This is a genomic window from Pseudoalteromonas sp. P1-9 (assembly GCF_001399975.1).
Classification (GTDB): Bacteria; Pseudomonadota; Gammaproteobacteria; order Enterobacterales; family Alteromonadaceae; genus Pseudoalteromonas.
Window position 1 is genome coordinate 72,977 of the sequence record NZ_LKBD01000001.1, and the last position, 15,330, is coordinate 88,306.

The 15,330-nt window shown below is 40.2% G+C and carries 11 protein-coding genes; 6 read left to right on the forward strand and 5 right to left on the reverse strand.

The genetic code is table 11. The annotated features are described in order from the left end of the window. Positions 1 to 162 precede the first annotated feature (162 nt). Positions 163 to 306: a hypothetical protein gene (locus AN214_RS22410; protein ID WP_235576687.1), complete on the forward strand. Its 144-nt coding sequence runs from the start codon at positions 163 to 165 to the stop codon at positions 304 to 306. A 668-nt stretch (positions 307 to 974) separates the two neighbouring features. On the opposite strand, the gene AN214_RS00380 is transcribed toward AN214_RS22410, so the two are convergent. After that, positions 975 to 2,216, reverse strand: coding sequence for an EAL and HDOD domain-containing protein (locus tag AN214_RS00380; protein WP_054977915.1), 1,242 nt, complete (start codon positions 2,214 to 2,216; stop codon positions 975 to 977). Between the two features lie 504 nt (positions 2,217 to 2,720). Here AN214_RS00380 and AN214_RS00385 point away from each other — a divergent pair. Together AN214_RS00385 and AN214_RS00390 are read left to right on the forward strand one after the other, a co-directional pair. Then, the gene (locus tag AN214_RS00385; protein ID WP_054977916.1) at positions 2,721 to 2,993 is read left to right on the forward strand and encodes a hypothetical protein; all 273 of its coding nucleotides are present in this window, start codon (positions 2,721 to 2,723) and stop codon (positions 2,991 to 2,993) included. Between the two features lie 54 nt (positions 2,994 to 3,047). Further along, entirely contained in the window at positions 3,048 to 3,605 is a 558-nt protein-coding gene (locus AN214_RS00390) for a hypothetical protein (RefSeq protein ID WP_054977917.1), read from the forward strand. 122 nt (positions 3,606 to 3,727) lie between these two features. Here the strand turns inward: AN214_RS00390 and AN214_RS00395 are convergent, their stop codons facing one another. Further along, positions 3,728 to 7,159 (reverse strand): PAS-domain containing protein, encoded by a 3,432-nt coding sequence (locus AN214_RS00395; protein ID WP_054977918.1) that lies wholly within the window; start codon positions 7,157 to 7,159, stop codon positions 3,728 to 3,730. A gap of 451 nt (positions 7,160 to 7,610) precedes the next feature. Here AN214_RS00395 and AN214_RS00400 point away from each other — a divergent pair, with 451 nt between their 5' ends. After that, on the forward strand, positions 7,611 to 9,236 hold the full coding sequence (locus tag AN214_RS00400) for a methyl-accepting chemotaxis protein (protein ID WP_054977919.1): 1,626 nt from the start codon (positions 7,611 to 7,613) through the stop codon (positions 9,234 to 9,236). 67 nt (positions 9,237 to 9,303) lie between these two features. Here AN214_RS00400 and AN214_RS00405 read toward each other — a convergent pair whose 3' ends face one another. The 3 genes from AN214_RS00405 to AN214_RS00415 all read right to left on the reverse strand — a co-directional run bounded on the left by AN214_RS00405 (position 9,304) and on the right by AN214_RS00415 (position 13,315). Continuing rightward, the gene (locus tag AN214_RS00405; RefSeq protein ID WP_054977920.1) at positions 9,304 to 11,349 is read right to left on the reverse strand and encodes a TonB-dependent receptor; all 2,046 of its coding nucleotides are present in this window, start codon (positions 11,347 to 11,349) and stop codon (positions 9,304 to 9,306) included. A gap of 85 nt (positions 11,350 to 11,434) precedes the next feature. Then, positions 11,435 to 12,346, reverse strand: coding sequence for a DMT family transporter (locus tag AN214_RS00410; RefSeq protein ID WP_054977921.1), 912 nt, complete (start codon positions 12,344 to 12,346; stop codon positions 11,435 to 11,437). 243 nt (positions 12,347 to 12,589) lie between these two features. Continuing rightward, positions 12,590 to 13,315 carry an ABC transporter substrate-binding protein gene (locus AN214_RS00415; protein ID WP_054977922.1) on the reverse strand — a complete coding sequence of 242 codons (726 nt, stop codon included), beginning with the start codon at positions 13,313 to 13,315 and terminating at the stop codon, positions 12,590 to 12,592. A gap of 216 nt (positions 13,316 to 13,531) precedes the next feature. On the opposite strand from AN214_RS00415, the gene AN214_RS00420 reads away from it, so the two are divergent. Together AN214_RS00420 and AN214_RS00425 are read left to right on the forward strand one after the other, a co-directional pair. Then, entirely contained in the window at positions 13,532 to 14,065 is a 534-nt protein-coding gene (locus AN214_RS00420) for a dihydrofolate reductase family protein (RefSeq protein ID WP_054977923.1), read from the forward strand. After that, positions 14,065 to 15,072: a S66 peptidase family protein gene (locus AN214_RS00425; RefSeq protein ID WP_054977924.1), complete on the forward strand. Its 1,008-nt coding sequence runs from the start codon at positions 14,065 to 14,067 to the stop codon at positions 15,070 to 15,072. The genes AN214_RS00420 and AN214_RS00425 overlap by 1 nt, the downstream gene beginning before the upstream one ends. Positions 15,073 to 15,330: the final 258 nt, after the last annotated feature.

Genomic DNA, 15,330 nt, shown 5'->3' on the forward strand with positions numbered 1-15,330 from the left:
TAGATCTCAATGCACTCGTTCTAAAAAAGAACCTCGTAAGGTTAAACGATGGATACACGAGGGGTTAACGGACAAAATGTTAGACGAATTAGATGCTAATCCCGAAGCTATGCTTCACAGAAAAAAACTGTTGAGCATCCATTTGGCACGATAAAACTCTGGATGGGTGCGACACACTTGTTAACGCGCAGATTTAAAAATGTAAGTACGGAAATAAGTCTTCATATTCTTGCTTACAACTTCAGAAGAATGATAAAAATTATGGGATTTCGAGAGTTAAGCAATGCTATTAAAGTAGCGTTGTGATAGTAACTTCGCTCGCCTGAACAAAGCTGCTATGCTGAGAAAAAATCGATCGAAACCATCTTCGATGGTTTCTAAGTAAAAGCACTGGCAACAAGTTCTACTCGACATGAGTTTTCACACAGTCTGGGCACTAACCTGCCATTGAGTCAGGTACCTAGACTCACTCCTTCACCCATTAATCAAACCTGAAACCACAATTTAAATGAATAATGCGAGACAGGGGCGAAGCGGTCGAGCAAGCCATGTTCAACAAGGACGTTGCTTCATGGCGTTTAAGTTCACATTTAAATTATGTTTGAAGAATAGTTTGATTTTGGGGCGTCGGGGGAATCCAAAGGGGGACCGGCGTTAGCCCCCCTTTTGGCTACTGTCGAAAGCAGCGACAAAAAAATTTCAAGTTATGCTTATCAATCAACTTAATTAGTGTCATTGATTTTATGTTATGACCTGAGTTAACAATTCACCCATAAATTTTTAGCTCCAACGGCCACCCCTGACCTCAGTTAAGACTACTGCGAAACGATATTACGGTTGCTTCTAATCTTTGGCAGATGTTAGAAGCAAAGACAAATACAGCCCAATTCATATCAATAATTAGATGGTTGAAAAAGTAACCTTTATTCAGTTTAAAACCTACTCTTTAAAGTTTACAGAGCTAAATTTAGCCCTCATCCAGATACAACTGCAAACACATCATCCGCGTAGGTACGGCTTTGCTCTGCCAATTCAAAAATACTCGAAATGGGGGTTGCAGGTCTTACCTCAGCTAAAATGGATTCCGCTGTTTGCCAATTATTTTCTTCAATCGCCATTGCGATTTTTAATGCACCACCTAACAACCCTTCATAGTTTAAAAGCGCTCCGCTTGAATTGCTGTCTAATGAAAATTCGCTAATAACAGTATTAAGATCCATATCTAATACAGCGCCTAAAATAGACATTAAGCCAATCAGATAACCCTCTTCGGCCATATCTGTGCCGCCTGGCGCTAGAAATAGCGACATAAATCTTGCTCGCATTAAGCCAAATTTGGTCAGTTCTGAGGGCTTATCAACACCCAAATCACTGAGCGCTAGCACACGGATAAATTGCCTTAGCGTATCCTCTCCTAAATACACTACTGCCTGCGAAATCGACTTCATTTCTTGTTTATCAAGGCCTGAGCGGGCATTAACGAGTTTTAACACACGCGCAGTGAGGCTTAAGTCTTTGGCAATTTTACTTTCGATTTCTTTGAAATTGAGGTTTGGCTGAGTTGTCGACTTTAATAAATCAAATACCACTAGCTTCGATGGTTCAACGTTGCCATGGGTTAGCATTTCGGGTTTAGCAAAAAAGAAGCCTTGAAACAAATCAACGCCCGCGCCTTTTAAGTATTCAAATTCGTCGTAGGTTTCTATTCTTTCAACAACAATTTTAAGTTTTGGGTATAAACGCTTGAGCTTTTTAACCAAGGTGGTGGTTTTTATAATCGGGTGCTCTAACTCTAATTTTACGTATGACATATACGGCAGCAGAGGCTCCCATCTCGGGTCTTTATCATAGTCATCAAGGGCAAATTTATAGTGCTGTTTTCTGAGCGACTTCACAATTTCCAGTAATTCTTCAATATTCTGCGAGCGCTCAACAATTTCAAGCACAAGATTGTCGGGTGTTATTAGTCGCGGAATTTCTTGCAGTAAGGTTGTGTCAGATAAATTTATAAAAGCACAGTGATTGGCAACCAACTTATCTTTTCCCACCAGAATAAGTGAGTTAAAAAACACCCGCCCCGTTGCTTGTTCATCCGTTACACCAACAGGAAAAGCATTATTGTCTGAATCTCTATACAGTAATTCATAAGCAAATATTTGCTTTGATGCATCGAGAATGGCTTGTCGCGCAATAAACTGGGTTACAGGTTTTGTCATAATTACAGCCAATGAATTAGAGCAAAGTCTAACAAAAATTATTTAAATTATATCTACTACGATTTTGAATAAAATATCAACACTTATATTTAGATTACGTCAGCCAGGCTATTTGGGCAAACAAAACATTGCTATTTAAAATTGAATGCTCACACATTATCTTTTCGAGCAAGGCACAGATCTATACAGATCTATATTGACGCGTTTTCGTGAACCCCGCTTTTTCTGAACCTCATGGTTCACGTATAACCCCGAAAAAAATGGGTTTAAACTAAATTTCATCATTAGCTGTTGCGACAAACCGCATCAAACCAGCTTAAATCTCATAACCCGTTATACTAAGTGTAATGGGTTATTATCGTAATGATTGTGCATATTTGGAAAAGCCACATAACGAGTAGCCCTTTAAAAATTCGCTCAATAGGGTGTATGCTGACTTGATGGCTGACAACTCACCCATTAAAAGTTAAGTAGATATTGTTGAGCAAGGTTTCGGGTAGTCAAATGAATTTAAATAAGATACTGATTTTATTGGTAGTAACATACTTTTTTATGCCAGTAAGCGCACAGGCTGAGCCTGAAATTACCATAATTAAACACGCCAAAGTGCTAGAGCATAAAGATCCGCAAAAAAGCTTCTTTATTTATATATTAGATCTCGTTTGTAAGGCCTCAGAAGATAAGTATGGACCATGTAAACTAGAGGCGTCAGATGTGCCAATGCAGCAAGAACGGCAATTAAAAAGCTTAAACTCAGGGTTACTAGACATTACTTAGACCGCATCTACACATAAAAGAGAGCAACAAGCACGTGCAATAAAATTTCCTTTAATGGCTGGCATGTTAGGTTATCGAGTAGCCGTTTATAACAAAACCGTTAAAAAGCAGTTTAGTAAAACAGCTTCAATTAATGACCTTAAAAAACTAATACTTGTACAAGGCTTCGATTGGCCAGATACTATTATTTTAAAACAACATCGGTTTAATGTTCACGAAACAAATTGGTATGAACACCTCTATACCGACACGGCAAAAGGGCTTTATGACTATATTTTGAGGGGCATTTTTGAGGTGAATTCTGAATTAAACAACTATCAATCTCCTAATTTAGCAATGGATAAAAACCACCTAATCGTTTATCCGCTAAACATATATTATTTTGTTGCCAAAGATAATACTGCGCTTGCCGAACGCATCGAATACGGCCTTAATAAGCTCAATAAAAACAACAACTACATAAGCTTACTAGTGAATTTCCCACCACACAAAAATAGCCTGCCCTTGTTAGATTTAACTGAGCGTAAAATTCATATTATTGATGACACTAAACGCATTTCAAAAGAGAGTATTAGTGCAATGTTAGAACAGGTTAAACGAGCGTCACACTAATGTATCCAATACGTTCGAGATATCACTCTTGCCATGTAACTAGCCCGATTTTAGTAATTTTTACATGTCAAAACTAAGCGACAAGATGCCGCGTGTTTACTTTAAGACAAAACCCTATAGAGTTAAGCACATAACTTTTTAATTAAACGCTTTAACGCGGGTGCTTTAACTGGTTTATACAGTAGCGGGTATCCCGCATCGCTTATCAGCTCGCGCACCGACTCGTCATGCTCGGCGGTATTTATAATACAAGGCAGATGGTTCAAGCCGCATTCGTGCAGTAATTCCACCCCAGTAACACCGTCATCAAGGTGATAATCGGCAATTATTAGCATTGGCAGTACTTTTTTCTCTTTAAGTGCGGTTAACTGAGTTTTATTGGTTGCAGTTTGTACATTACAGCCCCACGTTTGTAAACGCTTGGCTAAGGCTTGTAACACCGTTTCATCGTTATCAATAAGCCACACAGTTAAGCCAACAAAACTCGCTGCTTGCTCATTATTTACAGGTGGTGGAGTAAACTCTTGTCGATTTTTATTTTCTACAACAAGCGGCAAATAAATAGAAAACTGCGCGCCGCGACCTATATTTGACCGTAAAGTAAGGCCTAGATTGAGCGCATCAGAAATACGTTTTGTAATCGCTAAACCAAGGCCAAGCCCCTGCGCTTTATCATGTCCATCAAGCTGTTTAAATTCTTGGAATATAAGAGTTTGATCCTCAACCGCAATACCAGGGCCGGTGTCTGTAACCGATAACACGAGTTGTTTTCCCACTTTTTCAGCGCAAAGTAATACCTCACCCATTTGAGTATACCGCACCGCATTACTTAATAGATTTTGCACTACGCGGCGCAGTAAAGTGCGGTCGGAACTAACAGTCACATCATCAAATTGTGATTTAAAAACAAGGCCTTTTTCGTACGCAAGGGCAGAAAATTCAGCGCTAAGTGGCGTGAGCAGTTTAGCAATCGAGAATTCACTTTTTTCAATTTTTAAACTACCCGATTCAAGTTTGGTTAGCTCTAAAATGCTGCTCAGTAAATCTTCCGCCGAAGTAAGGGAATTTTTAATATTGCTTGCAAGCTCCGCATATTCTGAGCCTTGCGACTTTTCTTCCATTACTGAGCAAAATAAGCTGGCGGCATTAAAGGGCTGTAATAAGTCATGACTTGCCGCGGCAAAAAACCGGGTTTTACTCTCGGTTGCTTGCGCTAATTCTAAGTTGGCCTGCGTTAATGCATGGGTGCGCTCGTTAACCTTTTGCTCAAGGTTAGTATTGGCTTCTTTAAGCGCGTCTTGAGTCTTCATAAACTCAGTTACATCGCTAAAAGTAGTTACAAAGCCGCCACTTGGCAGTGGATTGCCTTGCATTTCAAATACTCGACCATTTTGGTGAGCACGCTGATACTTATAAGCACTGCCGGTTTTTAAAAACGCTAAACGTTTAGCTATTTCGCTTTCAATATTACTTGCTTTAAATAAACCGCGTTCGGCATTAAAACGTATAATATCGGCAATGGGACGGCCGATATACAGCGCGTTTTCAGGGTAATTAAACATGGTTTGATATACGCTATTCCACGCTACTAAATTTAAATCGCCATCTACCACACTAATGCCTTGGTTAACGTTTTCAATTGTCGATTGCAGTAAATCGCGATTAAATTTAAGTACTTGACTAGCTTCATCTACGATGGTTGCCACTTCGCTTAATTGCCCGTGTTTATTTTTCGCAGCCGTAAGTACCAAATTTGCTGACGAGCCGCCAATCACCGCAGCCATTTCTCTAGCAACCAAAGATTCTAACTCCATGCTAGCGGGTTTTTGCCAATCGGTTGAGATTAACGGAAAATACTGCTGAATAATTTGCTTACCGGTCGCGCCATCAACAAAGCGCAGTAATAAACGACTCAATTCATCAACGCTTAGCTGATGTTTAGCATTGTTGGCATGTTGTTGCTCTACCGAGAATACAAATTTTTCAGCTTGCAGCTGCTCCGCCACTTCCGCGCCGCGTTTTAATGAAATATAAACAAATACTAAGGTATTAAAGGTGAGTGATAACAATAAAGTTTGCGAAATGCTATCAAGACCAAGCCCTAAAAAATCAGCAGGCGCAAGAAAGTTTAATCCTAACGGGCCAGACACTAACCAAGCGCTTTGCCAATTTAAACTAGTAGCGACTGACGGTAAAAACAAGCCATAGCCCCATACAGCAAAGCCCGTTAAAATGGCGTACTTTGCTGCCTTACGCGATGCCCCCCGCCATACTAGCCCTAGCAATAACGCAGGCGCAAACTGTGCAACCAAAGTAAACGACATTAGCCCCACATTTGCCAAACTATTAGTACCACTGAGTAACTTATGGCAAAAATAACTGGCAATAAGCACCATCAGAATAACCGCTTTTCGCGCACGTAAAATTCCTGTGGGTGAAAGCCCTGCTGCGGCACTTTCCTCTTTATTTTTAGTTAACAGTAGTGGGTTAATTATGTCATTTGTTATCATTAATGAGAGCACAATGGCCGCTAAAATCACCATACTGATTGCAGCTGAAAAGCCACCTAAATACGCAACCATTGCCAGAGTTTGATTTTCAAATGCAAGCGGCAGCGCCAGCACAAAGGTATCTGACGCAACACTTTGTGGCTCGAGTAGCAAAAGCCCAGCATACCCAATTGGCAGGGTACAAATATTTAGCAAAAGCAAATATATCGGAAATATCCAGCGTGCTTTTTTAATGTCAGTTTTATCGTCGCGTTCAACAAAACTCACGTGGAATTGACGTGGTAAGCAGAGCATTGCCAATACGCCTAAAATCATATGGCTTATGTAAACATAATTAGCACTACCATGATCTGCTACTTGTTGTTCTAACCCTGCAGATTTTGCGCTCTGCAACAGCGCTTCTGGGCTCTCAAATAGTTCAAAACACACATACAAACCAATCGCTAAAAACGCGAATAACTTAACTAATGATTCAAACGCAATGGAATTCATCAGGCCTAAGTTATGCGCATTAGGGCGCAGTTTATTAGCACCAAATAACATCGCAAAAATCGCTAAAACTAATGTGATATAAAACGTTCCATCGTGCCAAATTGACTGCGTTTCAGCGCTGCCAGCAATTAATTGGGTACTTTGGCTTATGGCACTTAACTGCAGCGAAATATAAGGAATAATGGCAAAAACAGAAATAGTGGTAATTAAGCTCGCCAGTGAGCTAGATTGCCCGTAGCGTGTGGCAATAAAATCGGAAATCGAGGTAATTTTGTGCGTTTGGCATATATCACTAATTTTTAAGTACACTTGCCAGCCAAAAATAAATAAAAGCAAACTGCCCACATAAGTTGGCGCAAGCCACCAGCCATTATTTGCCGCTTGCGCTGTGGTGCCATAAAACGACCAAGAGGTGCAATAAACCGCTAATGTTAGCCCATAAACCATGGACTTAAATGACTGGAACTTATATTTTTCACTAACATAAGCAATCGCAAATAACAGCGCCAAATAAACAAATGCAATTGCACTAACCGACCAAATTGTAAGCATTATTTTCGTTTTTATTTATATGCATAACACTAGACTAAGTCATATTGCAGCAATTAGCTCGTATAACTTTAGTACTATCAGCGCATTCATTAATTGTTCTGCAAAAATCAAATCGTTTACATTTCAAACAACACACCCTTCATTGTAAAAACTAAAATACCGAACCCAGAAATAAGTGCGAGCATAATTTGATCAGAATCAATAAGCCTTTGATTTATCGATATTCCTTAATCAAGATGAAATAAAATAAATTTAAAATGAATTTTTAGTGAATTCAACAATGTACTTTTCTCAACAATAAACCATACTTAAAACTGGTTTATGGCTTGTTTTGTTTTTTACATTGGATAGGGAGGACCATAACAGCAAAACAGTAAGGTCGAAGGGTATATGTTAAAGCCGTTAATCTGACTCGCTCAGATTAATGTAATAAGCCTATAAGGTAATTACTATGCTCAATACCGTCAGTGTTAAAACTAGACTTACCATTCTAATAACCGTTCCCATTATTGCTTTTATTGGCCTTGCCATCATATCGCTGATGATGACTAAGTCACTGGTGATGGGAATTCAAAGTATCAACAACGACCGTGTCGTACCCCTAAAACAAATAAAAGTGGTGTCTGACAATTACGCCGTGAGCATTGTTGATAATCTGCATAAATACAACGCAAAATTACTTTCTAAAAGCCAATTACTCGCAGCTATTGAAAGCGCTGAAAACATTGCTAATCAAAACTGGCAGGCTTACTTAAATACCGAGCTTACCAGCGAAGAAAAACGACTGATTGGTGTGAGTGAATCCCTATTTAACAAAGTAAAACAAAAAGTAAATTGGTACCAAAATCAGATTGCAATGGAGCAACCTCTCGCCAGCTCTCCTGAAATGTTTGTAAAAGAGATGTACGATGTGTTTGACCCTTTTAGTACCAGTTTAAATGACCTGATCGACTTACAGCTAAACACATCACAGCAATTTACCGATGATGCAACAGAAAACTACGAATCTAAGCAACTGAGCTTTATTATTGCCTGTGTTTTACTGCTTATTGCCACTATAGTAATGGCGCTATTCATTTATAAGTCCATTATTACCCCGTTAAGAGCAATTGGTTCTACCATGGCGAATATTGCCAATAATACCGACCTAACCCTACGTGTTTCAGAAAACGGTAATGATGAATTTTCTCGTACGGCGGTAAGCATTAATACTATGCTCAACCATTTTAAGTCACTGATCGAAGAGCTTTTAAACGCGGTTAAAACCCTTAGCGATGAATCAGATCAAATGTCGCGTAGCAGTAGCCAAGTAGCTGCAACCACAGAGCAACAAGAACACCAAACCACCATGATTGCTACAGCCATTACCGAAATGAGCGCAGCTATTGGCGAGGTTGCATCCAATGCGGTAACCACATCACATAAAGCCAACGAATCTGACGATACCGCTAAACACGGATTAGCAAAAGTTCAAGAGAACATTGATTCAATTAATCAATTAAACGAAGTGATTCGTCACACCAAAGAAGACATTGATTTATTGAGTGAAAAAAGCAATGAAATCAACTCAGTGGTGCAAATTATTCAAAATGTAGCAGAGCAAACTAATTTGCTTGCACTTAATGCGGCAATTGAAGCAGCGCGCGCTGGTGAATCAGGCCGCGGTTTTGCTGTGGTTGCCGACGAAGTACGCCAGCTTGCTCACAATACGCAAAAAGCCACAGAGCAAATTAGCTCTATGATCATCGCCTTACAAGATGCATCTCAACGCGCAGTTTCAAGTATGGAAGATGCATCAGGTAAAGCGAGTCACAGTGTTGAAATTGCCGCAGCATCAGCCAGTTCAATTCAATCTATTGCCGAAGCAATTACCGAAATTGCCGATATGAATATCGTGGTTTCTACCTCAACTGAAGAACAAACTACGGTTGCAGCTGAAATTTCGCAAAATATTAACGAGTTTAGCGATAGCATTCGCAGCGTCACAATTAGTGCATCTGATATGGCGCAAACTGGCCGTACGCTGTCGGAGTTATCCGGTAAGCTTAATAACGATATTAGTATCTTTAAAGTTTAACGAATCGCTTTCAACACCCAATGAAAAAGGAGCGATATCGCTCCTTTTAAATATTTACATTAACGCGCTATAAGCTCATGTTAAACCCAACAAATACGTTGCGGCCAACCTCAGGTACACCTTCACCCACCATTATTTCGCTACCCATGGCACGGTTAACACCATTTAAATGGGGGCGATAAGCTTTATCTAGCAAGTTGTTAACACCAAAGTTAACCCTTAGTTGCGCTGTTACATCGTAATCCAATTGCCAATCAAGGGTGCCGTAACCTGCTGACTCTTTCTCGTTGTTTAATTCGCTCACTTTTGTTTGTTTGGCATACCCATTCAATGTTAGCTGCGAGTGCCAATCACCAATTTGATAATGAGCAGTAATACGCGAGTTTAACGGCGCAATACGATAGAGATCATCATCAATGTCTTCTCGCTCACCGGTGACGTAACTAACAACGCCTGTTAATTGCCATTGATTATTCAAACGCCAGACTAGATTTACATCTGCACCAAACAAGTGTGCATCAATATTATTAAACTGAAGTGGCACTTCACCGCCCATCATAGTTCCAACCATATTCGCAGCCATATTATTTGATGGCGTACCTTGAATATAATCATCTATTTGATGATAGAAAATCTGAGGTGAGATGCTAAAACCATTGGCTTGATAATGCCATGCAAGATTTAACTGATAAGCGGTTTCTGCATTCAAATCAATATTACCAATGTAGGTTTTACCATCAGCAAGACCTCCGGTAGCTTGCATTGGTAACCATAAATAACGCTGTTGATAAGATGGCGCGCGCTGTTTTAAGCCAAAACTAATTTCCGTAGAGTAACGCTCTGAGTGCTGTGCCCTGCCCGAGTAGCTAATATCGACTGTGGTGTCATTAACACTGCGGTCGGCATTATTAAACTGCTGTTGTAACATTTTAATATGCGGATTCATCATCGCCATTATGCTAGACACAGTACCTGCATCTGCTTGATTGTACTTAACACGTACACCAACACGCTGGCTAAAATCATTGGCTTCTGATTGCCACTCGGTAAAGATTGAATGGCGGTTATCTTCAACTTGATTAAAGTTTTCAACAAAAAACATCGCATTATTTGGGTTGGTAATGCGTGAGCCATGTTCACTAACATAGCCTTCTAAACCAAATTGCCACTGAGCCAATTTACCCGCAACAAAATAACTTAAATTCTCAACATCTGTTGTGTTGTAGCGATGTTTTTGCCTATTTGCATTACTTCGCTGTGAGTAATTATCCATACCATGCTCTGCGGTGTGGTAGGCAATATATGCATCTAATGCAAGGTCATTAATCTGTGTTTGGTAATCAAGTTTAATGCGATCACTTTCTACGTAATCAATGTCCATTGGCAATGCGATTGTGCCGGTAGGTTTAGTGTCGGTGCGCTGCCAAATTAAGCCAGCTGAAGACGCTTGTTGGCGATATGCCACATCAACGCCATACTGCAAGCGTTCGACTTGCGATGAGTGAACTTCTCGTCCATCACCATCTTTATAGTCATCCGCATTCTGCAATGCAACATAGCTATTTAAAGCAAATTCATCAAACCCTGCGCCTGCCACGGCTGACACATTGTAACCAGAATAATTAGATAAATAAGTACCGGTAAGCGCTAAATTACGCTCACCCGCGTCAATATCAGCGGCACGTTTTTGATGCACCTTAACCACACCACCAAACGAATCTAACGCGCTACTCACAGGTGCAATACCGCGATACACATCTACCGAATTAATTAAAAGTGGCGAAACATAACTAAGCGGTGCATCCATAGCATTAGGGCCCGCGCCAATTTGCTTTACACCGTCGATGGCAACAGCGACTTGATCACCGTAATATCCACGATATTGAGCTATCCCCGATATTTGACCATTTTTATTGGCATTTGCCCCAGGTACTGAAAGTAACCAATCTGATACATCAGGCAGTGATACACTGGCCTTGGCCTGCTCAGTCGATAGCGCAAATTGATTAATGTGAGACGAAACAGTGATCACCTCCATATCTGGCTTAGCAAATACTAAAGATGACGATAACGAGAGAATACAAAGCGTTATTGTGTTAAGTGTGCTTTTCATAAAAAACTTCCATATACAAACTAAGGAAATTTTCCTAAAAAAAGCACCACATCACAAAGTAAAAACCGCAAACTGCGACAATATGTCACAGTTTACTTGATGGTTGTAAATCCCCTTTACGTTTTTTCAAAAAACGCATAGGTGAAAATCCAGTTACTAACATGGTACCTAGTAACACCGTAATAATGCCTACTAACACATTTAAAGTGAGTACTTCGCCAAGGACAACATAACCCCAAATTGCAGCAAACCCCGGAATTAAAAATGTCACCGATAATGCTGACGCTGCGCCAATTTCGGCAACTAAATCAAAATAAAAAATAAGCGCGATGCCAGTACACACTATGCCAAGTAATACCACCGCCAATATTTCATCTGTTGATGGTATTTGATTCATTGGGAAAAACGGCAATAGCGGCACTAACAAAATGACCGTGGCCCACAAGCTACCATGAGATGTATCAAAACCCGGCACTTTGTGTTTTACATGCTTAGTGTAATTTGTCGCTATACCGTAACAAAACGCGGCAAACGTAGCGGCTAGTAACGCGACTAAACTTTCGGCATTGAAAGTATTCGGCGCTAATCCAACCATTAAAACAACGCCTAAAATACCCAAGCCAAGTCCACACCAACCTTGCCGAGAAATTCGCTCTCCATGCCAAAATCGCCCGATTAAACTGCCCCAAATTGGCGCTGTGGCATTTAAAATAGCTAACATCGCAACTGTTAGCGTTTGGGCCGCGTAGGCAAATAACATCCATGGAATTGCCGAATTAAAAAGCCCGACAAAAAAGTAATGCCCAACAAGGCCTTTTACCATCACTTTACGCCGCATCAATAGCGCAATAATTGATAAGCTAAGTGCAGCAAATAATACCCGCGCCTCAATTAAAAAAACCGGTGCAAAGCTGTCAACGGCGATGCGAATAAGCAAGAACGATGCGCCCCAAATTGCAGCGAGCAAAAGCAAAAGAAAAAACTGTTTATTGGTCATACTTATACCCAAATAGCGATACATTTAGGGTGAGAAAAGCAATACTACGCTGCTTATTAAAAGCAGTCCGGTTTTGAAATAGGCAAATAAACGGAGCAGATAGCACTCCATTAAGAAAGGAAAAACAAAGCAACATACATAATGCTAACGTTAAATAACAGGGGCCTGTAGCATATACTAAATCTTTGTTGCGTGTTGCACTTTTAAGCTTGTTTTTGCAGCTGTAAAGTTGACCGTTAGACGTTACGGCTTTGTGCCATATTTAGCGTAAATAGTGTCTATTTCACCGCGTTGTTTCATATCAATCAAAATTTTGTTTAGCTCTGAGCGCAACACACTTAAATGTGGCTGAAAACGCATGGCAACCGGCAAATCACTCACTAATAATACCGGTTTAAACGAGGTTTTTTTGTTTTTATTTATGTAAAACAGCGCACTTGCTTCGCCTAAAATGGCGTAATCAATATTGCCATGTTCAATTTGCGCCAATAACTCAACCTCAGAACGGGAATCTACTTTCACTATTTTCCCAGGTGCAAAGTGTTGTTCAAACTCACCATAGCGATAGCCACGTACTACGCCGAGTACTTTATGATATAAATCTAACGGTGTTCTTTCTTGACGATATTGCGACGCGACGACAATTTCTCGCGAGCTGGCGTAAAATTCACTGTAGATACCCGGTACTTTGGTGTGGCTACGCCATATTGGATTAACGCCCGGTTCAATATCAACTTGGCCTTGATCAAACAATCGTAAACCACGAGCAACAGAAAAAGTAACGAACGTAAACTGATGCCCAGATAATTCCGAAATACGCGCAAAGATATCAGGAAAAATACCTTTCATAATATCATCTTCAAAATAACTGTAGGGCGGATTAGCACCGTGATAACTCAGTACCGTATAGCTCTCTGCGTAACTTGTATTAACATACAGAAACCCAATAAAAACCAATAACCGCAACATAGCTAACTTCCTCACTGATAACGCCTTAAGTATAGAAGCTCAATGTAATTACGCAGCTAAAAGTGGCATAACTGCTTATGAGGAAAACCCCATCACAAAACTATTTTTATGCCAAAACAAGTCATATGCGTTTAGTTCACTACAACAAAGAGTTATTAGCCCGATTAAAATTTTTGCGTTAAATTGAGTTCGGAACAATAAAAAGAAGAATTTCTGATGACAAACAAAGTATTTATTGCAACTAGTCTCGATGGTTATATTGCTGATAAAGATAATAAAATTGATTGGCTACATCAGTTACCTAACCCTAACGGCGACGACTTTGGTTTTGATGCGTTTATCGCAGGCATCGATGCACTGTTAATGGGCCGAAATACCTTTGAAATGGTATTGTCGTTTGGCGTGGAATGGCCATACAACAAACCCGTTTTTGTTCTTTCTAATTCCCTAACACATGTTCCTAATGGCTACGAGGGCAAGGTTTTTCTGGTAAATGGTGAACTACAAAAAATTGTGAAAAACTTAACAGAACTTGGCTATCACAACCTTTATATTGACGGCGGTAAAACCATTCAAAGCTTTTTAAAGGAAGACTTAGTCGATGAAATGATCCTGACACGAATTCCTGTACTGTTAGGTGGTGGCTACCCATTGTTTGGCGATTTACCTGAGCCATTGGGCTTTAAACTCTTGGCAAGCAAAAAGTATATCGATAAAGTGGTGCAAAACCATTACATTAGAGACAGATAATGCAGTACCCGAATGCACTAGTTGCAGGCAGTAAAATCGCTGTTTGTGCATTTTCATCAGGCGTCGATGAAGCCTTTCACCCCCGCTTATCTTTAGCACTAGCGCATTTTAAACAATTGGGTTTTGAACTAGTTCTTGACCCAAACCTAAAACATAACCACCAGCATGTAAGCGCCAGCAAAGAAATTCGCGCTCAGCAACTCATGCAATACCTGCTAGACGATAGTATCGATGCGATTATGCCGCCTTGGGGCGGAGAACTTGCAATGGAACTATTGCCCCTGCTTGATTTTGCGCAATTACAAAGTGCGAAACCTAAGTGGCTAATTGGCTTTTCGGATGTAAGTACACTGCAAGTTACACTGTCAACGCGGTTAAATTGGGCAAGTATGCACACAGCTAATCTAATGCAATTGGTTCCTAATCAATCTGATAGCACGACATCTGCTTTTTATAACGCAATAACGCTGAAAAAGGGCGATAGCTTTACACAAACCGCATCAAGTCATTTTGAAGCAGACTACGCTGATGTGATTAACAGCCCAGATGCAGCTTATAATTTAACGCAAAAAACGTGTTGGAAAACACTTAATTGGCCAAGTGAGGGTGTTTCTGGGCGTTTAATTGGCGGCTGTTTAGATACGCTTATTTTTACCTTAGATAGTCCGTATTGTGATCTGCAGGATTTTTGCCAACACTATGAAAAAGAAGGTGTTATTTTATACATCGAAAATGCTGAACTCAGCCCTACCGCCTGGCTACGCGCATTGTTAATGCTAAAATACAAAGGCCATTTTGAGCGCATTAACGCACTTTTTGTTGGCAGACATGCAGCTTCTGCTGCGAACAAGCAAATTGATTTTGCTATGGCACTCACGCAAGCCGAACTTAATATTCCTATCATTTACGATATGGACATAGGCCACCAGCCGCCGAACCTTACTTTGATCAACGGTGCGCTGTGCGAAGTATCACCTGAGCTTAACCTCAAGCAAACGCTCATTTAACGCAAAAACATTGTGCTTATGCAAAAAGCTTTTTAGCATAAGCACACAATCGAATTAAGCGAGTCGCTCTGCTAGCGAATTAGACATTGCAATTTGGTGCATTGAACATTTTTAGTATGAACCCCCCTTACTAAAGTTTGCTTTTTACCTACTTGCCTGTTTTATATCAATTCTATTAAGTATGTGATCAGATATCAGGCGGAATACACGCATTAAGCACGCTATTTAGCCCGTAAAATGATTAACTATTTAAAGAGT